Genomic DNA, 22,317 nt, shown 5'->3' with positions numbered 1-22,317 from the left:
AAATAATATGTTTCCTGTTGTATTTCTGAGTTTCTGAATTAACTAAGTTATTAATGGTATGTTATTCAGTGCTAAATGCTATTTAAGACAAAAATTTTTTTGATATTTACAATTGAAGACTGAGGCTAGTAACCATAAAAATGAACTCTTGTTTTTAATTGAAAGAACTTTACTATGCAAACGTTCAACTATTGACACTGTATTCAGTATATAAATTTGAACTTGATTATATAAGACACAGTTCAGTATGGAGTATTTTTCGTCTATAGATTATATCTGCCTTAGTTGTTGCTGCTCATTGCCTTAATCATACTAAACCTTCTATTAATTCCAAAACTCTTATAATTCTAAAATTCCTATCAAAACTGAGATTTTATGGTATAATTAAAGGTTGGTTTGGTGAAACTAGTAAATAAAATCAGCAAGTTTATGATTACTTGGCTTACAGGCGGAAATTTTTTTTATTGTTTTGTTTGTAACTACAATAATCATTGATATTATTAAAGAATCACGCATATCCTCTATGTTTTATAGATGCTTTTATATTATAAGCATCAAATCATCACTTTTATATGATAGTAGGCATAAATACAGTGAATAGTTGAAAATTAACTGAAAAATTAGTCTATCAAAATAGTCGATAACATAAGTTGTGCTGCATTTTTTTGAGCTATTTTTAGAGTTTTACCTTTACCATATTGAGGTGTCAATGTCTTAACTTTAACCATAACTTCAAATAAGGGGTTATGAGCTTTACCAGTTTTTGATGATAACTTATAGGTTGGAATACCTAAGTTTTTGCTTTGAGTCCATTCTTGTAAAGCACTTTTTGGATCAGATATTAAATACAATTCATTATCTTTGATTAATATCTGCCATAGTGATTTGATAACATCCTTTATAGCACAAATGCCCCCATCTAAATAAATAGCTCCAATAATAGCTTCCATGGCATTTTCAATATTATTTTTATTGCTTTTTCCTCCGCACTTTTCTTCACTTACAGTCATTATGATATATTCATGCAAATTAATTTTTTGAGCAACTTGACAAATTGATTCATTACATACTAGAGAGGCTCTACTCTTAGCTAATTTTCCTTCATTATAACAATTAAAATCTGTAAATAATACTTCTGATATTACAAGATTAAGTACTGCATCTCCTAAGAACTCTAGCCTTTGATAATTTTTAGTATATCCATATTGATTAATAGAAGGATGAGTTAATGCCTCAATTAACAAATCAATATTCTTAAAGTTGTAATTAATTTTGGACTGAAGTTTACTGAGCTTTGTATAGTCATCAACTTGATATAATGTATTATGCTGATTATTATTATTCATATTAGCATTTGCATTAAATTTATATCATTACCATTTGCAAAAAAGCATATTTATAGTTTATTGAATTTTATATTATATTTTTTGCAAAAATCTCTCATATCTTACTGATTTTACCCAAGGTATTATATTTGATACTATATGCAAAATATTATTGCTTTCTGGCCATATTTTTTTTGCTGCTGAAAACCAAATAAATCTAGCCTTAGAAACAAAATTGTCGAGATGCACATAACCCATATCAAATCTGCTATCCGCTGAATTATCTCTATTATCTCCTAGAAAAAAATAATGGTTTTCTGGGACATTAAACACAGCAATATGACCTATGTTACGACTTCTCTTTGCAAGAAATTGAGTTAAATATTTAACATTGTTAGGTAGTATCTCAAAATATTGCTCATATTCGACACCGTTCTTATCAAGATATTTACCAATATACTCTCTCTTAAGAGGAACTCCATTAATAAAAATTTGCTGGCCATCTATAATTTGTATCATATCTCCAGGTAATCCAATTAACCTTTTAATATATTTTTCAGATGATAAATCATGAGGTGGTTGAAATACTATTACATCGCCACGTTCAGGTACTGAAGCAAAAATCTTACCTTGGAAAATAGGCAAATTAAATGGTATAGAATATTTACTATATCCATAACTATATTTAGTTGTAAAAATATAATCACCTGGTAATAAATTAGGCACCATAGAAGGACTTGGAATATAGTTTAAATCAAAAATTATTATTCTAACTAAAATTCCTATCAGTATTAGTATACCGCATTCTTTGAAAAATGCCCTAACTTCTGCCATAAATTACACTAGCTAATAGCTTTAAAAATAATTTTTATTTTTTTTAACATATCATACTATAGTACTTACTTACAAGTATCAATTCTAGAAAGAGTAAAAATATACATACATAGAAAAGATTGAGTAACTAAATTATTACAAATATTTACTATTTAAAAAAAATCCTAATAACCACAGTTTTGTGTTAAGTAGAGGATTTAAAGAGGTAAATTTTAGAAAAATATCTTTACAAAGAATAAAGGATATTCTATGGAAGATTAAAAAATTATCAAAGATAGAATCTCATGAAAAAAATATAACAACTTTATACTGTTTTATAATGGAGTAATGTTCATATTTATCTGATAATACTGTAAAAAGACTACTATAATACCTGGAATATGCTATTCAGAGATTTGAACAATAGATTCTTGAAAACCTTTGAATGGTATTTATCTTAGAAAGATACTAACTTATCCTGTATAAAATATACATCAATCGCTGTCTGCCATCCATCAAAATCGTTTTTAGAAATAAAGTTAAATATTATAGCTCTTTGCAAAACTAGTAAATGTTAGTTTTTAGAATCAAAATTACATTTGTTAATTAATGAACAAGGAGAAATCCAAAAACTTAAACTAACTAAAAAAATGTAGATGATATGGCTCCTATTTGTAAATTAACCAAGTATACTACTTTGTTATTTGACAATAAGGTTATTTAACATAAGATTTTATAATAACAACTAAGAACATACTCATACTTTTATAAAACTTTTGATATGACTAAGATCTTCTTCATTTCTTAATGTCAAAATTTCTACCCCATCACTTAATACCAGTAATGTATGCTCATATTGTGCTGATAAAGAACGGTCTTTAGTAATTGCTGTCCATCCGTCAGGTAAAATTGTTACATCAGGTTTACCAACATTGATCATAGGTTCGATAGTGAAAGTCATACCTGCTTTCATATATTGATTTTCATAACTTGCATCATCATAATGTAAAATTTGTGGATTCTGATGTAACATTCTACCAATGCCGTGCCCACAAAAATTTCTTACTACCGAATAGCCATATTTCCTAGCATTTTTTTGAATAACTCTACCTATATTTCTTATACTTGCATTGTCTTTTACTTGATTAATAGCATAATATAAACATTCTTGTGCACATTGTACTATCCTCTTGGCCATAACTGATGGTTGACCTACAAAATACATTTTACAAGTATCAGCAAAAGCTCCATCTTTACTTAAAGATACGTCAATATTTATTATATCTCCATTTTTCAATAATTTATCATTTGGTATTCCATGACAGATTACATGATTAACTGATGTGCATATTGACTTTGGAAAACCTTTGTATCCTAAAGGAGCTGGTACTGCATCATGTGATATAATATAATCGTGGCAGATTTTATTTAAAATGTTGCTTGTTACTCCTGGCTGAATATGTTGTTCAATCATTTCTAGAGTTGATGCTGCAATTTTACCGGCAATACGCATTTTTTTTATAAATTCTTGTTGAGCTAACTCCATACTATCAATTTTTTTTAATTAAGAATTATACAACTACAAAAACTAAAAATTATTGCAAATAAAATTCAAAGAATTAAATTTTATGCTGTTTTGGCTTTTAGTATTATACAGTTTTAATATTTATACCTTAATAATTTAAATACAATAAAAAAGAAAGTAAAAGCTAAGAAATTGATAAATACCATTGTTGCTGCAGTAGGAGTATCAAAACATAATGATACTCCTACTCCAGTAAGATTAAATACTAAAGATATTAAATTAGAATAAACTATCATCTTAGCAGCAGAATTACTGATTATTCTTGCTGTTGCTGCTGGAATAACAAGCCATGCAGTTAAAAATAAGCTGCCAAATATTTTTACAGTAATAATTATAACAGTTGATAAAATAAGCAAGAATATCATTTCAACAATCTTAGGACTTCTTTCTAAAGTAATCATAGCAAGTTCCTTATTTAGAGACATTAATATAATTGTCTTAAAATTTTTATATATTAAAACTCCTACTATTAATAATAAAATAAATAAGATTATTAGGTCAGATGAGTTTATTAACAAAAATTCTCCTCCAAATAGTAAACTAGAGATAGTCGGAGCTCCTGGAACAATAGTTGCTAAAATAGCAGATAAAGCTAGCATACCATTTGAAACAATAAAAACTATAGTTGATTTATTATAGTTTTTATTATCAAAAAAAAGAATTGCTCCAGAATATATTAACGCTACTGAAAATGCGGAAATTAAAGTTGGCAAATTAAATATAGTGACTATACTTCCAGCTAATACACAAGAGTGCACTAGCCCATCACTGAAACTTGTATAACGTTGCCATAATATTACACACCCAAGTGATGCAAGCAGTATACTTATTAACACCGTTGCAATAATTAGATTAATTATGAGTGTGGTCATGATTGTGAGAGTATATTCCTATTTGAGAACCTAATTTTGTTAAATTATTAGTTCCTTCTTTATTATTCTTTGAATATTTAAATAAATATCTACTACAGCATATATGTTGATTAATACACAAAACCTGATCAGTATTTGACATAACAGTGTGTAAATCATGTGAAATTATAAATATAGTTGTTTTATGTTTTTGTTTGCATTCCTTCAATAAATCATACAGTTGTTGTTGTGCTATAACATCTAGGCCTTGAGTAGGTTCGTCTAGAACTATTAAATCAGATTTTCTTAGTAAGCTAGCAGCTATAGCTACTTTCTGCATTTGGCCTCCAGATAAGTCTATAAGTTGCGTGTTTTTTATAATCTCAAAATTAATAAAATCCATTACTTGAGTAAATATATTTTGATAGCCAGAAGTTACATGCAATAGAAATTCAGATACGTTGATTGGTAAGTTATAATTTAAGTTGATTTTTTGAGGAACATACGATACTGATATTCTACTTTGTTTAACAATATCTCCTGACGTTGGTTGTTCAATTCCAAGTAGCAACTTTGCAACCGTTGTTTTTCCTGCACCATTTGGTCCTATTAAAGTAGTAATTTCATTAGCGCTAATTTTGAAGCTGATATTATTAATTGCTTGATAATTACAACGGTAAGATTTTGATACTTGTTTAAATTCTACTATTACCATGCTATAAAACTATTTTTACTATGCTAGCCAAGAAGTTTATTATTAATAATAATTTATCAACTTATGTGCTTAAAATTATAAGCATAACATTCTTCATTTTATGCTATATATGTAATTAAAATAGCATAATGAAAGTAATTTACTAAACATAATAATAAAAAATTTTGATTTATATGATCAATGTTTTATATTAATAAAATAGCTATCATATAAATCTAAACTTGATTAGCTATGGCAAAATTCAGAATATTGATTTACCACTAAATAATTCTGACATTGAACTTGAAGTTTCAGCATCAAATTTTCTTTTTGCATTAGAATAAGATACTACAAGCAAATCTTCTAACATTGCCTGATCATTAATTACAGATGGATCTATTGTTATAGATTTAATGTTACCATGATTATTTAGTACGATATTAACTAAATTTCCTCCAGCGCTGCCACTAAACTCAGATTCACAAGATTCTACTTTATCAGGCTGAGGATATTTCATCTTAGATAGCTTACTGCTTAATTTACCTAACATAGTTGACATTAACTTAGACGCTTCTGTATTAATTTTCTGAAAAGCATCAACAAAAGATATTATAACCAGTTTTTCTAATATTTCACTTGTAACATCCTTAATTGAAGCTAAGTCTACAGAAATAGATTTGATATTTGCTTTTCCATCTAAAATTACATTTATTACTTCTTTGTTCTCAACTATAGCAATTCCATTGTATTCTTTCTGAGAAAATTGATTTTGAACATCTTCAACTTTCCTTAATATCTGCCTTAATTTTCTCATATATTAACTAGCTGTCTTTCATTCATTATAACATCTATAACATTAGCTTCTTTGAAGTTAGTTGTTATCAAATTCCATGCTTTAGAAGATTTAAACATTTGAATTAGTTCTGCTTTTAATGGCTGTTTAGTATCATTTTTTAAGGTTACAATATTCCAACTATTAGGCTTCCATTTGTATAAACATATTTTCAATTTGTTATTCATCTTAGCGTTACTGCCTTTATTGCTTAAGACAACTTCACTTTTAGTAATATCAATAACCGATACTTCATTCATCAAGTAATAATAAAGATCAATTTCTCCAACTTGATTGAGATATTTTAAAAAATTTACTAAAACTGTCAAGTAATTACTACTATTGTTAGATTTATTTAACAGCTGTTTTTCATTACTTGCAGTAGAATAGCAACTGTAGGATTGTAACTTATATTTATTTATGCTAGTAGGTAAAGACTCAACAGTTGAAGAATTTACATTAGATGATTTAGTATCAGTAAGTTCTGTTTTAATTTGCCTTAATGCATCAATAGGAGTAGGTAATTCAAAACTATAGATTGCCTTAATAACTGTAACTTCAAAACATAGCCTTGGATTATGACTGATTTTTAGTTCTTGAATAGATTTGCTAAATATTTGCCATATTACAGTTAATCTTGCTAAAGTTAATTTTGAGATAATAGAATTAACTACATCATTATAGCTTGAATAAATTGGTTCAGCATAACCATCTATAGCTTTTACCTTGATTAGGTACCCAATCAAGTCTAGTATATTTTGATTACATATTACAAAATCAGAGCCGCCTATATACAAGTCTGTAACAATATTAATGCCTTTTTCTGCATTTTTTTCAATAATTATTGATAGTAACTTTATTAGTTTTCCTAGATCTAATGCTCCACACATCTGCTCTACAGTGGTTAAACTAATCTCTATAGGTTCAGAATTACTAACAGCATTTGTATTATTTTGCATCAGTGCTCTAGCTTGCTCAAGCAATGATATTGCATCTCTTGCAGATCCATCTGCTTTAACAGCAATAAACTCTAATACTTCTTTACTAGAACTAATATTTTCCTTAGTTAAGATATTACTTAAAATTTGAACAATATCATTTACATCCAATCTCCTTAAATCAAATTTTTGACATCTAGAAACTACTGTTAATGGTATTTTGTTAATTTCAGTTGTAGCAAAAATAAAAATTACATGTTTTGGTGGTTCTTCAAGTAGCTTTAACAATGCATTAAATGCACTTTTAGAAAGCATATGTACTTCATCAATAATAAATATCTTATATTTTGCAATTAGGGGCTTATATTCGCTATCCTCGATTATTCTTCTTACATCATCTACTCCAGTTCTACTAGCTGCATCAATTTCATTCACATCAGGGTGGCTATTATTTTTCATAGCAATGCAGCTATTGCAGCTATTACAAGCAGATATTGTCTTTGAAGTAATTACTGGCTGAAAGCAATTAATTGTTTTAGCAATAATTCTAGCTGTAGTGGTTTTTCCTACGCCACGAATACCGCTCAATAGGTAGGCTTGAGATAGTTGACTAGTAATCATACTATAAGTTAGAACCTTAGTTAATACCTCCTGTCCTATTAGCTCAGCCATAGCTGTAGGTCTATATTTTCTAGCCCAAACTACATAGTTACTTTGCTTTTCTGACATTAATTTAATTAATTTTATGGGAAACTATATAAAGACATAAAAACTGCTAGCATAACCTACTGAGCACTTGCTACAGCTGCTTTTTTTCAAACCTGACTGGGTTTGCAAGGTCAGTACCTATACTAGCTATTATCAGTATAGATGTATTTGATTTTTAACGCAACTCAAAATAATATTTTGAGAGATGATTTTAACTATAAACTTATTATTCTCTTTAAGCACGTTATGCTAAATAGCATATTAATAATTAATACTTCGTTTATCTACTGCTAATGCTGCTTCTTTTAATGCTTCGTTAAGAGTAGGATGAGCATGACAAGTACGAGCTATATCTTCTGCTGCAGCATGAAATTCCATAGCTATAGCAGCTTCAGCAATTAAAGTACCAGCATCAGGACCAATAATATGAACACCTAGGATTGAATCAGTTTTAGCACATGCTAAAACTTTTACCATTCCAGTAGTATCATTATATATAACTTTAGCTCTACTATTAGCTAAAAACGGAAACTTACCAGTAACATACTGAATACCAAGTTCTTTAAGTTGTTCTTCAGTGTATCCTACTGATGCAACTTCTGGAAAAGTATAAATAACACTTGGTATAACATTATAGTTAACATGTCCAGCCTGACCAGCTATAATTTCTACTGCTGCTATTGCTTCTTCCTCAGCTTTATGTGCTAACATCGGGCCTCTAATAACATCACCAATTGCATAAATATTATTTATATTAGTTGCAAATTTCTCATTTACTTCAATAGTACTAAGTTGTTTATCAAGCTTTACTCCAACATTTTCTAAACCTAAGTTTTTAATATAAGGCTTTCTACCAACTGAGATTAATACTACATCAACATTAATTTTTTCTTCCTGAGTGTTATTACCGTTATCTGATTGCAGCACAACATCAACAGTTTTATTTTTTACCACTGCTGATATAATTTTAGTATGAAATTTAAATTTTATTCCCTGTTTTGATAATGCTTGCTGTGTCAAATTTCCGAGCTCATGATCCATTGCTGAAGCTATTCTGTTACCACGTTCAACTATTATTACTTCTGCACCTAATCGACGCCATACTGATCCTAGCTCTAAACCAATATATCCTCCACCAATTACTAGCATTTTTCTAGGAACAGATTTGATACTAAGAGCTCCAGTAGAAGAGACTATATGTTCTTCATCAATCGTAATACCTGCTAAACTAGCAACTTCTGATCCAGTTGCAATTAATATATTTTTAGCATAAATGCTGTTAACTCCTGAGGAAGTTAGAACTGAAATCTCATTATTACTAATAATTTTTCCAGTACCAACAAAATGGCTAACCTTATTCTTTTTAAATAATCCACTGATACCACTTCCTAACTCTTGTATTTTCTTATTTTTACTATTCAACATATCTAGTAGATTTAATTTTGTTTCTCCTACATTGATTCCTAAATCGTTAAACCCAGCTTTAATATCTTCATATTTTTTAGATGCATGAAGCAGAAATTTAGAAGGAATACATCCTACATTTAAACAAGTTCCGCCCAAAGTACTTCTGTTGTCAATGCATGCAACTTTCATACCTAATTGAGCTCCTCTTATTGCTCCTGTATATCCCCCTGGTCCGCCACCAATAACTACTAAATCAAAACTTTCTTGCATTTTTCCTCTTTCATGTAATAAAAAACAAACTAAATAAACAATACATTAAATTAACTGTGGTAATATAAAAAGTCTAGAATTAATTATATGCTAAAAATCTTTAATACTTAGTGATTTATGCTTTTTAAAAGCAATAAATGCAATGATATCGAATTTTTCACTAATTGGTAATTGTTCAGTCATTATAAAACGTAGTAATTTTTTGGGTAGTCTTGACTGACACTGGGTAAATTTTGCTGCTTCTCCCATATTACCTAGTTCTCTCATTAAATCTAAACAGCTTTTATACTCTATTTCTACTGTTTCAATATCAACAATTACTGTGAATCCAGCTATTTGAAATAATTTTACTGTATCATCAACCCTTATAAATGGTGAAATATGTGGAGTATGTGGAAGTTGTAAAGTAGACTCGATTTCTATTAGTTTTTTTCTCAAAAAGCTAAGAGTGTTTTCACCAAAAAAGCATCCAATAAAAATGCCATCATCAGTTAAAACTTGTAGAATTTGATTTAAAAATAGATGATAGTCATTTACCCAGTGTATATTCAACAAAGATGTTATTAAATCAAAACTTTGGTTTGCAAATGGAATATTTACATCATCAGCAATTACTTTTATTATATCGTTATCATAAATTTTATTTATAAGATTTTCTGCTATTTCTAAAGCAAAGATATTAGCTTTAGTATAGTTTTTTTTCAGTCTACTGGTTAAAATTCCACTTCTTGCTCCTAAATCTAAAATACTATTAAATTGTTGATTTATTAGACTAAGTCGACAAATTATATCATTTGCACAAAATTTAAGTAGAAAGCTACAATTGTGTATTTCGTTAGCAGTCTTAATATTACGCTGCATTCTATAAGCATTACGGTCAAAAATATAATTCATAGTAATAAAACAGCTTGAAACAAAATACAGTATATGTATAATTATTATGTGCAGCAACTAAGTTATTAATGCTAAATTACATTAATTTATTGCACAGCACACTATTTAAGTATATTTTATAATAATATTGCGTTATTACAAGGAGTTATCTTATGGGCAAGGATTCTTTAACTGATCTTAAAGAAAGTATGGATAGAGCGGTTGAGTCAGCATCTAAAAATTCAGCTCTTACTTCTGAACAGAAAGTAGGTTTTGAACAAGAAAGCAAAGAACTTCAAGCCCAACTTGGCGAGATGTCTAAGCAAACTGAAGAAGAGAAAGAAAGTACATTGCAAAAGTTAAAAAGATGGGCAATGAAAGCCAAGGATTTTCTTATGAGTGATGAATTCAGCGAATTGATAAGCAAGATGGTAAATTTTGTGCAAACAGCACTTAAAGAGTCTACAGCAATTGTTCAAGCTTTTCAAAGTATGAAAGACACAGGTTTGGCAGGAGCAATGCACAGCATGCAAGCTGTTACTCATGGGGTGAAAGACATTAGTAGTAGTCTTAAGGATATGGTTCAAGCTGGAGAGAAGGTACAAAAAGTACATTTTTCTTCTCCTGAAGACAGAATTAAAGCTGCTTTAGGAGCAGAGGGTATAGCTCAGCTTCAAGCTGCTAGCGCAGGGCTGCAAAGTAGTGCTAGCCTATCATCATCAAGTGTATCATCAACACCAGCAGTATCACCTTCATCTGCAAAGGATACTTCTGTATCAAGATAAATTTTTCTTATAGGTAAAAAATTACTTCCAAAGTATAAAATTTTATTTCTCTAATTTATCTACTTAACTTCCTTCTTAAATAAAGCTAAGGTATTTAGCTTTATTGGAAGTTTATATTTAACCCATAAATCTATTAAAATCCTAGTTATAATTGTTGCTGTATACATAGAAGATACAATACCGATTGCTAATGTTATAGCAAAGCCTCTTATTGCTCCAGTACCAAATATATAGAGCACAATTGCTGCTAATAAAGTAGTAATATTAGAATCAACAATAGTAGAAAAAGATAATTTAAATCCCTCTCTAATAGAATATAAAATCGAATTTCCTTTTTGCAATTCTTCTCGTATTCTTTCATAAATTAATACATTAGCATCAACAGCCATGCCAATAGTTAGTATTATACCAGCTATTCCTGGTAAAGTTAGTGTTGCTTGTAATATTGACAATATTGCTACTATATATAGTAAACTGAAAAATAAAGCTATATTGGCAAATAATCCTAAAATACCATACGTACATAGCATGAAAATACTTACTATTATGAACCCAATACAACCAGACAATTTTCCTGACTGAATAGAATCACTGCCAAGAGTTGGCCCTATTGTTTTTTCTTCTATAACACTTAATGCAGCTGGTAAAGCTCCAGATTTAAGCAATAAGCTAAGTTCTTTAGCTGATTCAATAGTAAAATTGCCAGAAATTATACCTGCTCCTCCTAATATTGGTTCAGTAATAACAGGGGCGCTTAACAATTTACCATCTAGAATAATAGCCAACCGTTTTCCCTGATATTCTTTTGTAATATTAGCAAACAATTTAGCTCCTAAGCTATTAAATTCAAATGAAACTACTGGTTGAGAATATTTATTAAAACTTACGTTTGCTCTGCTGAGCAAATCACCTCTTATTGCTGGTTGCTTTTTTACCAATAGTTGATTTTTTGGATTGTTCTGTTCCTTAACTAACATTAACTCTTTATGAACATGCTGATCTTGTATACTAGATTCACTATCTACAATGTTAAAAGTGAGTTTTGCTATTTTGGTAACTAAAGTTTTTAAATGTTTAGGATCTTCTATTCCAGGCACTTCTAGTATTATATTGTTATCCCCATATTTTTGAATATTTGCCTCAGTTGTTCCACTACCATCAACTCTCATTCTTATTATTTCCATACTATTTTCTATCAACGATTCTCTTAATGTTGATAATTTATGATCTGTAAAGCTAATTTTTAACTGATTATTTTTGTTAAACTTAATTGATATACCAGGTTCTAATTTCTTGATTAAGTTTTCTATTTTAGAATAATCTTTGCTATCTCGTAACTCTAAATTAATATTCTGCCTTTGAGTTTTTAACTCTTTATAACCTATTTTATTATTTCGTAGTTCCTTTCTAATATTGCCAGCCATAACATTTAACTGCTCTGTAATATAAGTATCAAAGTCTAATTTGAGCAGCACGTAAGATCCACCTTTTAAATCTAACCCTAAATTAATAGTTTTTTGAGGTAGCCATTGATACTTTGTAGTATCAAAACAATTTGGCATTACAAAGATAACTGCTATAATTGTAATTAATACTGTAGCAGATATCTTATTAAATAAGAATTGTATCATTTATTACCTTTCGATGATGTCTTTCCATTAATTACATTTGCAATAGCAGCTCTTAAAACTTTGATTCTAGTATTTGGAGCAATTTCAAGCAATACAGTATCATTGTTTTCATCAACATTGATAATTACAGCATATATACCACTAGTGGTAATAATTTGCTCGCCTTTTTTTAGAGTACGAATAAGTTGTTCATGTTCTTTTCGTTTTTTTTCTTGAGGTCTAATTAATAAGAAGTATACTACTGTAAAAACTAGAACTAATGGTACTATATTAATCCATTCCCAGTGCATAATTGACTTATCATCATTAATTGTGTTATCTATTGTTGCAGTGCTGGTAGTATTATCGATGGTCTGTGACATAATTATTTAATATTTTTATTTTCGATATTAGCTATTTAAGCTTTTACCATAAAATCTAACATTTTGCACTAATTTTACCTCAGTTTTAAATTAAGATTGAAGAATTGAAGATAATATATAAATGAAAGTATTCTATAATATGTCTTATGTTCAAGCTCAAAATAGCATTTTAATACACTGAATATAGTTTTAGTAATTGAATGTTTATATATAAATAAGAGTTTATTCTTTATATATATATGTTTTCTTTGTGAAGAGTTATTTTACTGCCCCTACTTATCTATATAGTAATTATTTACTTTTTTGAAAATAAACTAACAATAGAGATTGAATATAAAAATTTATTCACATATATAGAAAATTGCATTATTATATAATAATACTACTTTAAGTTAGTGTACAAATTTTTTATATTTCAAAGAACAAAAAACTATAACTTAAGATTATAAAAATTAAATACCTAGTATAAATAAAAATATGAACTTTCACAGAAATTTTTACATATTTGCTATAACTTCTATATTAGCGGTATACTATGTGTTTAGTAAATCTAATAATTTAGTAGAACATAAATCTAATCAAGATATTAATCAGTATAATAACTCTCAACAAGCTGTTATTTCTGAAGATAAAGATAACAATACTAGTAAAACTAATGATAATGAAAATATTAATTCATTAGAAAATATAAAATCAATATTAAAAATTAATAATTATGATATTATTCTAGGAAATAAAGAATCTAATATTAAGGTTTTTGAATATTTTTCATATACGTGTTATCATTGTGCTCGTTATCACACAAAAGTTTTTCCTCAAATTAAGCAGAAATTTATTGATACAAATGAAATAGCTTATATTACTCGGGAGTTTATAACTTCAAAACAAGATTTAGATGGTGCAATGCTATCTAGATGTGGCGGACCATTAATGTGGAATAAGTTTCACAGTGTATTATTAGAACAACAAGATAAATGGGTATTTAGCAAAAATTATATGGATTGGCTGAAAAATATAGGGAAAATTAGCGGCTTTACTGAAAATAAGTTTTTTGATTGTTTTAAAGATGAAGAATTATCTCATCAGCTAATGCTTAATTCTGTAAATATTAGTAAGTTTGATGAAGTTTTTGATGGGACTCCATGTATTATTGCTGTTATTAATGATGAACAAATAATAAAAATAGAAGATGTTATTAAAGAGATTTCAATAATAGTTGAAAAACAGCAGGTAGATAATACTAAAAAATAAAAGTAATGATTAATATTGTATACGACAGCAGGACTACAATTGAAGGTTTTAGCACAATAGAGGAAATTGCTGTCTATAAACTATAGTATTATTATAAAGATAGTATATCACAATGAAACAGAAGAAAGAATAAGCAGCTAAAAACTATATGTTGATAAAATGGACGAGTGCTATTTTTGGTTCTTTATCTTTTAGATTAAGTTCTTCCATTATAATTTTAGCTTTTTTTATAGCTTAAGACTAAGTTTTTGCTGCATAACATTATCTACTGATCAAGCTTCAAAGTACATCAAATATAAAGAAAGAAAAAAAATTGATTTTTGTTAACTTTTTCACTTTATAGAACATATTAATTAACTTAAGTTAAATTTTATTAATTTGAGTAATTAATTCTCAACTTTAATTATATTTGCCAATATTACAAACAAACTAAAGCAAAAGGTAGAAAATAGAGAGAATAAAAAATTTAGAAAATTTTACACTAATTTTTAATTTAGTAGTTGAACTCATGATCGAGAAATACATGCAATCTAAGATTAACTAAGTAATTTTCAAGTAGGTATATTATTGAACAAATTAGTATAAAAAAATTGCTGTTAAAAAAGCATAATATGGATTAGCTGTTTAATAACCAAGTGTAATATAGACTTTATTCTTATATCAAACTTAGGTAAAAAAATAAATAAGAATTTTTTTGCATTAGTAATACCGAAATATATTTCTTCTATTATTTTTTGTTATAGCTTTTTTAGCACAAGTGATAAAGACTATATTCCTGGTTTATCTAATAATTAACAATTTCAACACAATAATTTATTAAAAGTATTTCATATCTAATTTTTAGGTTTATCATCTTTAACATCTGACCAAATTCTTTCCTTTGCAATATAAAATATAGTTGAAAAAATAATAAGGAATATTATTACCTTTAACCCAAGAGACTTTCTATGTTTCATTTCAGGTTCTGCAGCCCACTGTAAAAATATTACTACATCTTTAGCCATTTGTTCAATACTACTATTAGTACCATCGCTGTAATTAACTTGTTGATCAGTTAGAGGTGGTGGCATAGCTATTTTTTGGGTAGAAAAATAAGGATTATAATACAGTCCAGGTTCTAAGCTGAAACCTTCTGGGGAAGCAATATACCCAGTTAAAAGAGAATAAACATAATTTGCTCCCTTTTCTCTAGCTTTTATTATTAATGAAAGATCAACTGGGTAACTACCACCATTCGCTGCTCTAGCAGCTTTTTCATTAGGAAATGGATTGTAAAATTGATCTGATGGTAATCCAGGGCGCTCAAACATTTCTCCTTGATCATTAGGTCCATCTTGAAAGTTATACTCTCCAGCAACAGCTTTAATCTCATCTTCAGAGAAGCCAATATCTGCTAAATTTCGATATGAAACATATTTCAAACTATGACAAGCAGAACAAACTTCTTTATATACTTTAAATCCTCGTTGAGCTGCTTGAACATCTAATTTACCTAAAATACCATTAAATGGCCAATCTAATTTTTTAGGCATCAAAGCTTCTCCATATGCTGTTGATAAAACAACAAGCCCTACAATTTGTATTATTAAATATATAAAAATCCTTATTTGCTGCATTATCTTTAAAACTTTATATTTAATATCGCTATTAATATCTTTTTACTTATTGCATAACAAATATAGTTTTTTATATTATTCTATGCAATATTATTAAGAGTTTTAATAAAGCAAAAAAATTTTCGTCAAATTTTTTATTAACCAAAGTTTTAGCATTATTAAATATTAAGCATAATTAACTTACTGTTAATAACCTGAGTTTTAGATTAGGAAGGATTAGGTATAGATCTTAGAGATGTAAATTGTGAATTTAATAGTTTAAGGAAATGGTTTACAAAGGATAAGAAATACTATACATAGAAGATTTTAAAAATTACTAAAGAGAGAATATAAAATGAAAAAGATATAACAGCTCTACACTGCTTTATCATAGTTTAATTTATCTAATAATAAAATACAACGCCTGAAATAAGCTATTCAGAGATTTTGACAAAGTATTTTAAGTATCATTGTAAAAACTATTTAAGTATTTTGCGCTATTTACAGTTATACAAATCTGATCTTAATGTACTTTTATAGTGCTGTTTTATTGTATTAAAAGCTAGAATATTAAATATATTATATTCTGAACTTGAATAGTACTGTTATCTTTAGTACAGCTACTAGTTCTTTATCTTAATATTAAAAATCATCTTTTTATATTTTTTTAACTTTTAGGTCAATATTGACAAATAATGCTGATATAATTACAGTTAATTATAACTAAATAAAAAATAGTAACCTTTCTTCTAAGGCTTGTTACAAGTCAAGAAAAAACTAACTTCACTTTATTAGTGATGTAATTTCTAGCTAAAACAATGTTGCGTTAATTGAAATAGTAAATTATAAAATTTATGTATCTTAAACATAATAATGATCAAAACAAATTATATATAGCATTATGTGTCTTATTTTCTGTATTAGCTGTCACTAACAATATGGTTTATCAAAAATTTGTTTATTTACATTTTTTTGGACTGTATGTTTTTGAACTATCTGTAGGAGCTATATTATACCCTATAAGTTTTCTAATTACAGATATAATAGCTGAATTTTACGGAAAAAATTCCGCGAAATATTGTATTAAATTGGCTATAGTGATGAATATATTTGTTGCTATTATAATTAAAATTTTCAGTTTACTAAATGCAACTAGTTGGTCTAAAATTAATAATGATATTTTTGATCAAATGTTTGGTATGTACAATATAGCTTTTGTTGGTTCAGTACTAGCTAGTTATATATCGCAAATCATTGATGTCAAAATATACTTAGGATTAAAATCATTAACTAAGGGAAAATATTTATTAATCAGAAATAATGTTAGTACTGCTATTTCTTTGTTTGTTGATACATGTGTTGTAATAGGGTTTTTATATATATTTAAAATTCTACCTATTCAGACAGTATATAATTTAATCTTTAACAGCTACTTGTTTAAATTGTTGTTTTCTGTATTAAGTACGCCATTATTTTATCTAGTAGTAACTGTACTAGCAAAAAATTTTACGATGAATTAAAAATATTTTCTCTATATAAAAGAAAAGAATATTCTTTTAAAGATTAAATAAAATATATCAAATGGTATCCACTAAAATTAGTGCAATAAAACAGCAGTATGAAGGTACATTAAGGTTAGGGTTATATAATTGTAGATAGTTTATATAAAAATATTTAAAGTTTTGGCAAGAGTACTAATAGTATAATAATACTATATACTTTTCTGAATCGCTTATTCTAGGTATTCTAGTAGGCTTTTATAGTATTATCAGATAATATAGACATTAATCCATCATTGCTACATTTTAAAAAAATTATCTATAAAACAGTATTATAAAGAATATCAGATATTCTTTATAAGCCATCTTATTTAAGACACTTTTTCACAATTTACCTCTCTAAGTCTTCTACTTACTCTCCTTCGTAATCCAAAGTTGAGATTTCTGGGTAAAAACACTACTTCTATATTCTAGTTGCAGAATTTTAAATTACAGCATATTATTCTATATATAAATAAGCACTTTATAAAATTAAATTATAGGATAGTAGATATGGAAATTTTTGTAGGAAAACCAGCTTATGATTTTACCGCTGCAGCAGTTTTAGCAAATAATAGCATTCATGAAAAATTTAATTTAAAACAAGAATTATCAGGTCGTAAGGTAGTATTGTTTTTTTATCCTTTAGACTTTACTTTTGTTTGTCCAACAGAAATAATTGCTTTTAACAATAGATATGGCGAATTCCTAAAAAGAAACACCGAAGTAATTGGAATTAGTATAGATTCTCCTTTCTCGCACAAGTCTTGGAAACTTATGCCTTATAATAGGGGGGGAATAGGCGATATACAATTTCCATTAGTATCAGATATAAATAAGAATATTTCTAAGGCCTATAATGTATTAAATGAGGATGGAATTGCGGTTCGGGCAACATTTATTATTGATCAAGATTTTATACTACGCCATGTTACTATTAATGACTTAAGCATAGGAAGAAAAGTTGAAGATAGTTTAAGAATAATTGATGCAATAGACTTTCATAAAAAGCATGGTGATGTTTGCCCAGCTGGATGGAATTTAGGAGATGAAGGTATGGAGTCAACTTTAGATGGTGTATCTCATTTTTTAACTTCAAATGCCGAGAAGTTATAACTAAGTTTTAGCAAGTTTTTATAAATTGCTATTAATATATGTTTAAAGGGACATATTATAACAGTTGTTCTTCTGCAAGCTATGATGAAGAAAAAATTTTTATTTTACGTTTAGCTCGAAGTGAAAATGTAGGTCCGAGGACTTTTTTTGAGTTAATAAGATTATTTGGTAGTGCTAAAACTGCTCTACAATATGCAGCTGATTTTTCTCTAAAAGGAGGAAAGAAAAGGCCAATAAAAACTTATACTAACTTAGAAGCATTGCAAGAAATAGAATTGTTAGAAAAAATTAATGCTCATCTTCTTACATATCGTGATTCCGAATACTCAAAACTGTTATTACATATCCCAGATCATCCGCCAGTTATTACATATAAAGGAAACATTAAGTTACTTAATCATATCATTCTTGCTGTAGTAGGATCAAGAAATGCTTCTTTAAATGGAATAGTTTTTACTAAAAATATTGTTAAAAATTTGATAGATAACAAAATCATAGTAGTATCTGGTCTGGCTAGAGGAATAGATACTGCTGCTCATCAATCAGCATTGCCTCATACTATTGCTGTAATAGCTGGCGGAATTGATCATATATATCCTCAAGAAAATATTGATTTATATCATAAAATTGCCAATGAAGGTCTTATTTTAGCTGAGTTACCAATTAACAGTCCGCCACTTAGCAAACATTTTCCTCAACGCAATAGAATTATTGCCGGTATATCATATGGAACACTAGTTATAGAAGCAAGCTTAAGATCTGGCTCGCTAATTACTGCTCGCTTAGCACTTGAATATAATAGAGAACTATTTGCAGTTCCTGGATTTCCATATGATCCAAGATATCAAGGTACCAACCAGTTGCTTAAGAATGGAGCTTATTTAGTAGAAAATATTGATGATATTATTGAGCAATTACCAGCATATAACCTTGATCATAATAGCAATTGTTATGATCAAGAAAATTTAGAGCAATATACTAGTACCTATAAACCCACTATTATCAGTAATGTTCAGCGAGAAACAGTCAAAAATATGTTATCTTCAGTGCCATTAGATATCGAAGTTATTGTTAAACAAACCGAATTGCCAACTAGTGTAGTTAATATAATTATTTTAGAACTTGAATTAGCAGGTATAGTTGTGCGCTGCTCAGGAAATAAAATTGTTCTTTTATACAATTAAATTTTAAAGATACTTGTTTTCATGGAATTCTATCTTGGAAAAATTTTTGTTAACCCTTATATTAAAAATCCTAATCCAAGACTGAGGTATATAGTAAAAAAAGCTTCTATTTGTTATTGACATGTTATTTAAGTCAAGGTAACTTAATACCTTGTGATGAAATCTTGGTAATATATTTTGCTACAACTTTATTTATTGATGAAACATTTTTCAGTTAAAGATTTTAATGCATAAAAATAACACTCAAACACAATTAAAGCAGCATAGTAAAATTAGTAATAAGGAGAATCTTTCTAAAGCTTTGAAACAAAATATTCTTAGAAGAAAGAAGCCAAAATATACTCAACCTCTAGTAAATAAATAGTTGTAGCAATAATAAAAGGTCGAAAGATAAGAATTAAAAATTCACCGCCAGAGCAAGAGAGATAAAAGGATTTAGAATTAAAGCAATATTACTATGCCAATGTTATATGAAATTTTTGCTATTAAGCCCCATGATGGAGCAAGGAAATACCTAGAGGATTATCATTGGAGAGAAAAATTAGCCCTAAGGAATGGAGTTAGCCATAGCAAACTTAGCATTTACTAAAAATGAAAAGTTAATAGTTTATCTAAAAAAATAACTACGTTTATATTCGAGGTACAGATTTATATACTTCTTTAACTCAAGTTTAATATTTCGATATAATGAGCATGCTAAGATATGGGCATAGAGTAAGTACTACAGAGTTGTTTTATGTTATGTATTAGGTATTTAGAAAATCTAAAATTAACACAACTATCAAAAAACTAGGAAAAGGATTAGTATTTATTAAACATCTTACACATTAGGGGAAAGGAAGTATAAGTATATACGAGCAAGATAATTTATAACTTTTTCTTGACGTATAAATTACATGCAAATAGGAAGCTGATATGCCAAAACAATGCAAAAACATAAGAAGAACTCGTGTGGTTGGATGTAGCCATAAATAGCGAAATACTAATTCAGTGACTAATACTTCAGTTTTGGATTAAGAAATATTAGATAGAAAGTTTTGATAGAGAGGTAAATTGTAAATAAAAATAGCTTAACAACATGGGGTTTATGAAGTTATTTTAATTAAAGTCTCATGAAAGGATAAAGTAGTAATAATAGTTCATATTTATCTGATAATACTATCAATCTTGCTATAATAGCTGGAATAAGCTATTCAAAAATACTACTAATAATATTATATATTATTAGTATTCTTTGATTCTCAACTATTTATTGACTGTAAATTTTATTTGCTGATTTTGTCAAGGAAGCCATATATTCTGTAATTTGCCACTTAACATATTTAACTTTCGAGCAATTTCAATATTACAATCTCTTTTTTAGTATACTTTGAGCGATTTCAATATTAGTTCGATTTGCCTGAGTTATTTTGCTTAAAAAAAATATTACAATTTCAAAAGAAAATATTGCTGAGGCATTTAGTATAAAATTGCAGAACAGGTTTCAGACCTTATAAAAATTAGCAGTAATAAAAGAATTAGTTCTAGACAAATAATTACAACATTGCGTCTGCAAAATAAAAAATACCACATCTTTTAACAATTGGCTATTTCTTCTTGTTTCAGTACGTTTCATTCATTAATGTTTGTACATTCTTAAATTTTTGATTTACATAAGTTGGTAGCAGCACTGTATGGTATACATTATCTTTCTTGCGAGAAAAATTATAACTTGTATTTGTTTGTTCATTTTTAACAAAAATTCGTGCATTATACGCTGCTTTACAACAACTATCTCTTCCTTTGCTTCTACTTTTACTGTATTTATTTGATGTTGGTTTGGTAGGTTCGGTTTCTTTACTGGAATTTTATTTTGATATATTCTTGCCTGTTATCTTTCTTCATTACTAACATGGTAAATCTTATGCAGCAGAAACTTAGTCTTCAGCAAAAAAAAGCTAAAATTATAATGGAAGAACTTAATCTAAAAGATAAAGAGCGTAGAATGCGCACTAGACATCTTATAGAAATTGGTGGTTTGGCTGTTAAAGCTAGATCATTTACCTACTAACAGTCTATTTGGTGCTTTTATTTATCTAAAGGATACTTTAACACAACATCCAACTGTTCAAGATCATTGGACTAAAATTGGTAAGAATATTTTTGATAAGGAGTAGCAAAATAAATCTGCTCCTTAATGGCGCTATTTATTTTTTCTTCTACACCTTTGCCATTATCATGAATTGTGAGTTGCAGTGTTTTGTCCCGTATTTGTGGATTTAGTAATTCAACTTTAATTGTTTTGTCTTCTTTTCCAAATTTATTTGCGTTATCAAGCAGTTGAGTTAGTATTTGCTGTATTTCATGCCTATATCCAATCATACAAATTTTTTCATAGTCATAATCAGTTGTAATAGAGAACTTTGATTCATTATTCCTTACATCAGCAATTGCTTTTTCTAATAGATTATTTAAATAAATTTTTTCATGGGATGTGGGTAGGAATAACATCTGATATTCCCTTATAAGCTTGTATAGAGTGTTCTTGATTATCTTGCAATCAAGAGACTCTTTTTGAAT

The 22,317-nt window shown here is 28.0% G+C and carries 19 protein-coding genes, 1 other RNA gene and 2 pseudogenes; 7 read left to right on the top strand and 15 right to left on the bottom strand.

Going from position 1 to position 22,317, the window contains the following annotated elements:
• Positions 1-620: 620 nt before the first annotated feature.
• The 10 genes from rnc to OCHUTO_RS02240 all read right to left on the bottom strand — a co-directional run bounded on the left by rnc (position 621) and on the right by OCHUTO_RS02240 (position 10,317).
• On the bottom strand, positions 621-1,346 hold the full coding sequence (gene rnc / locus OCHUTO_RS02280; RefSeq protein ID WP_045797230.1) for a ribonuclease III: 726 nt from the start codon (positions 1,344-1,346) through the stop codon (positions 621-623).
• A 72-nt stretch (positions 1,347-1,418) separates the two neighbouring features.
• Positions 1,419-2,159 (bottom strand): signal peptidase I, encoded by a 741-nt coding sequence (lepB, locus tag OCHUTO_RS02275; protein ID WP_045797229.1) that lies wholly within the window; start codon positions 2,157-2,159, stop codon positions 1,419-1,421.
• A 736-nt stretch (positions 2,160-2,895) separates the two neighbouring features.
• Positions 2,896-3,684 (bottom strand): type I methionyl aminopeptidase, encoded by a 789-nt coding sequence (gene map, locus OCHUTO_RS02270; protein WP_045797228.1) that lies wholly within the window; start codon positions 3,682-3,684, stop codon positions 2,896-2,898.
• Between the two features lie 113 nt (positions 3,685-3,797).
• A complete protein-coding gene (locus OCHUTO_RS02265) occupies positions 3,798-4,595 on the bottom strand; it encodes a metal ABC transporter permease (RefSeq protein WP_045797227.1) in 798 nt (265 codons plus the stop codon).
• A complete protein-coding gene (locus OCHUTO_RS02260; protein ID WP_045797226.1) occupies positions 4,576-5,289 on the bottom strand; it encodes a metal ABC transporter ATP-binding protein in 714 nt (237 codons plus the stop codon). Before OCHUTO_RS02260 ends, OCHUTO_RS02265 begins: the two co-directional genes overlap by 20 nt.
• A gap of 241 nt (positions 5,290-5,530) precedes the next feature.
• On the bottom strand, positions 5,531-6,082 hold the full coding sequence (locus tag OCHUTO_RS02255; protein ID WP_045797225.1) for a YbaB/EbfC family nucleoid-associated protein: 552 nt from the start codon (positions 6,080-6,082) through the stop codon (positions 5,531-5,533).
• Positions 6,079-7,767, bottom strand: coding sequence for a DNA polymerase III subunit gamma/tau (gene dnaX, locus OCHUTO_RS02250; protein WP_045797224.1), 1,689 nt, complete (start codon positions 7,765-7,767; stop codon positions 6,079-6,081). Before dnaX ends, OCHUTO_RS02255 begins: the two co-directional genes overlap by 4 nt.
• A gap of 37 nt (positions 7,768-7,804) precedes the next feature.
• An RNA gene (ffs, locus tag OCHUTO_RS05145) (signal recognition particle sRNA small type) lies at positions 7,805-7,899 on the bottom strand.
• A 108-nt stretch (positions 7,900-8,007) separates the two neighbouring features.
• A complete protein-coding gene (gene lpdA / locus OCHUTO_RS02245) occupies positions 8,008-9,423 on the bottom strand; it encodes a dihydrolipoyl dehydrogenase (protein ID WP_045797223.1) in 1,416 nt (471 codons plus the stop codon).
• A 90-nt stretch (positions 9,424-9,513) separates the two neighbouring features.
• The gene (locus tag OCHUTO_RS02240; protein WP_045797222.1) at positions 9,514-10,317 is read right to left on the bottom strand and encodes a methyltransferase domain-containing protein; all 804 of its coding nucleotides are present in this window, start codon (positions 10,315-10,317) and stop codon (positions 9,514-9,516) included.
• 152 nt (positions 10,318-10,469) lie between these two features.
• Here OCHUTO_RS02240 and tsa22 point away from each other — a divergent pair, with 152 nt between their 5' ends.
• Positions 10,470-11,081: a major outer membrane protein TSA22 gene (tsa22, locus tag OCHUTO_RS02235; RefSeq protein ID WP_045797221.1), complete on the top strand. Its 612-nt coding sequence runs from the start codon at positions 10,470-10,472 to the stop codon at positions 11,079-11,081.
• 59 nt (positions 11,082-11,140) lie between these two features.
• Here the strand turns inward: tsa22 and secD are convergent, their stop codons facing one another.
• Together secD and yajC are read right to left on the bottom strand one after the other, a co-directional pair.
• Positions 11,141-12,712 carry a protein translocase subunit SecD gene (gene secD, locus OCHUTO_RS02230; RefSeq protein WP_045797220.1) on the bottom strand — a complete coding sequence of 524 codons (1,572 nt, stop codon included), beginning with the start codon at positions 12,710-12,712 and terminating at the stop codon, positions 11,141-11,143.
• On the bottom strand, positions 12,709-13,074 hold the full coding sequence (gene yajC / locus OCHUTO_RS02225; protein WP_052694616.1) for a preprotein translocase subunit YajC: 366 nt from the start codon (positions 13,072-13,074) through the stop codon (positions 12,709-12,711). Before yajC ends, secD begins: the two co-directional genes overlap by 4 nt.
• Before the next feature lie 537 nt (positions 13,075-13,611).
• On the opposite strand from yajC, the gene OCHUTO_RS02220 reads away from it, so the two are divergent.
• Positions 13,612-14,325, top strand: a complete 714-nt coding sequence (locus OCHUTO_RS02220; protein WP_232296943.1) for a thioredoxin domain-containing protein — start codon at positions 13,612-13,614, stop codon at positions 14,323-14,325.
• An 833-nt stretch (positions 14,326-15,158) separates the two neighbouring features.
• Here the strand turns inward: OCHUTO_RS02220 and OCHUTO_RS02215 are convergent.
• The gene (locus tag OCHUTO_RS02215; RefSeq protein WP_045797218.1) at positions 15,159-15,941 is read right to left on the bottom strand and encodes a cytochrome c1; all 783 of its coding nucleotides are present in this window, start codon (positions 15,939-15,941) and stop codon (positions 15,159-15,161) included.
• Between the two features lie 833 nt (positions 15,942-16,774).
• On the opposite strand from OCHUTO_RS02215, the gene OCHUTO_RS02210 reads away from it, so the two are divergent.
• The 4 genes from OCHUTO_RS02210 to OCHUTO_RS06775 all read left to right on the top strand — a co-directional run bounded on the left by OCHUTO_RS02210 (position 16,775) and on the right by OCHUTO_RS06775 (position 20,347).
• A complete protein-coding gene (locus OCHUTO_RS02210; protein WP_045797217.1) occupies positions 16,775-17,440 on the top strand; it encodes a queuosine precursor transporter in 666 nt (221 codons plus the stop codon).
• Positions 17,441-17,971: 531 nt separating this feature from the next.
• Entirely contained in the window at positions 17,972-18,574 is a 603-nt protein-coding gene (locus OCHUTO_RS02205) for a peroxiredoxin (protein ID WP_045797216.1), read from the top strand.
• A gap of 38 nt (positions 18,575-18,612) precedes the next feature.
• Positions 18,613-19,758: a DNA-processing protein DprA gene (gene dprA, locus OCHUTO_RS02200; protein ID WP_045797215.1), complete on the top strand. Its 1,146-nt coding sequence runs from the start codon at positions 18,613-18,615 to the stop codon at positions 19,756-19,758.
• Positions 19,759-20,215: 457 nt separating this feature from the next.
• Complete coding sequence (locus OCHUTO_RS06775) at positions 20,216-20,347, top strand: hypothetical protein (protein WP_269745476.1); 132 nt, start codon at positions 20,216-20,218, stop codon at positions 20,345-20,347.
• 975 nt (positions 20,348-21,322) lie between these two features.
• Here OCHUTO_RS06775 and OCHUTO_RS07065 read toward each other — a convergent pair.
• Positions 21,323-21,551 (bottom strand): annotated as a pseudogene (locus OCHUTO_RS07065) (MobA/MobL family protein); the annotation flags it as partial.
• Positions 21,552-21,649: 98 nt separating this feature from the next.
• Between OCHUTO_RS07065 and OCHUTO_RS02195 the strand changes: the two are divergent.
• Positions 21,650-21,914, top strand: a pseudogene (locus tag OCHUTO_RS02195) (conjugal transfer protein TraD).
• Here the strand turns inward: OCHUTO_RS02195 and OCHUTO_RS02190 are convergent.
• Positions 21,880-22,317 (bottom strand): sensor histidine kinase (locus tag OCHUTO_RS02190; protein ID WP_045797214.1); only part of this gene is annotated, 438 nt, incomplete at its 5' end. The pseudogene OCHUTO_RS02195 and the gene OCHUTO_RS02190 overlap by 35 nt on opposite strands.

The organism is Orientia chuto str. Dubai, assembly GCF_000964595.1.
Lineage (GTDB): Bacteria > Pseudomonadota > Alphaproteobacteria > Rickettsiales > Rickettsiaceae > Orientia > Orientia mediorientalis.
This window is presented reverse-complemented; position numbering and strand designations above follow the sequence as displayed.

Bases quoted from the DNA above. Each gene is read 5' to 3' on its own strand.
- rnc (WP_045797230.1), bottom strand. From the start codon at position 1,346: ATGAATAATAATAATCAGCATAATACATTATATCAAGTTGATGACTAT.
- lepB (WP_045797229.1), bottom strand. From the start codon at position 2,159: ATGGCAGAAGTTAGGGCATTTTTCAAAGAATGCGGTATACTAATACTG.
- map (WP_045797228.1), bottom strand. From the start codon at position 3,684: ATGGAGTTAGCTCAACAAGAATTTATAAAAAAAATGCGTATTGCCGGT.
- OCHUTO_RS02265 (WP_045797227.1), bottom strand. From the start codon at position 4,595: ATGACCACACTCATAATTAATCTAATTATTGCAACGGTGTTAATAAGT.
- OCHUTO_RS02260 (WP_045797226.1), bottom strand. From the start codon at position 5,289: ATGGTAATAGTAGAATTTAAACAAGTATCAAAATCTTACCGTTGTAAT.
- OCHUTO_RS02255 (WP_045797225.1), bottom strand. From the start codon at position 6,082: ATGAGAAAATTAAGGCAGATATTAAGGAAAGTTGAAGATGTTCAAAAT.
- dnaX (WP_045797224.1), bottom strand. From the start codon at position 7,767: ATGTCAGAAAAGCAAAGTAACTATGTAGTTTGGGCTAGAAAATATAGA.
- lpdA (WP_045797223.1), bottom strand. From the start codon at position 9,423: ATGCAAGAAAGTTTTGATTTAGTAGTTATTGGTGGCGGACCAGGGGGA.
- OCHUTO_RS02240 (WP_045797222.1), bottom strand. From the start codon at position 10,317: ATGAATTATATTTTTGACCGTAATGCTTATAGAATGCAGCGTAATATT.
- tsa22 (WP_045797221.1), top strand. From the start codon at position 10,470: ATGGGCAAGGATTCTTTAACTGATCTTAAAGAAAGTATGGATAGAGCG.
- secD (WP_045797220.1), bottom strand. From the start codon at position 12,712: ATGATACAATTCTTATTTAATAAGATATCTGCTACAGTATTAATTACA.
- yajC (WP_052694616.1), bottom strand. From the start codon at position 13,074: ATGTCACAGACCATCGATAATACTACCAGCACTGCAACAATAGATAAC.
- OCHUTO_RS02215 (WP_045797218.1), bottom strand. From the start codon at position 15,941: ATGCAGCAAATAAGGATTTTTATATATTTAATAATACAAATTGTAGGG.
- OCHUTO_RS02210 (WP_045797217.1), top strand. From the start codon at position 16,775: ATGTATCTTAAACATAATAATGATCAAAACAAATTATATATAGCATTA.
- OCHUTO_RS02205 (WP_045797216.1), top strand. From the start codon at position 17,972: ATGGAAATTTTTGTAGGAAAACCAGCTTATGATTTTACCGCTGCAGCA.
- dprA (WP_045797215.1), top strand. From the start codon at position 18,613: ATGTTTAAAGGGACATATTATAACAGTTGTTCTTCTGCAAGCTATGAT.
- OCHUTO_RS06775 (WP_269745476.1), top strand. From the start codon at position 20,216: ATGCCAATGTTATATGAAATTTTTGCTATTAAGCCCCATGATGGAGCA.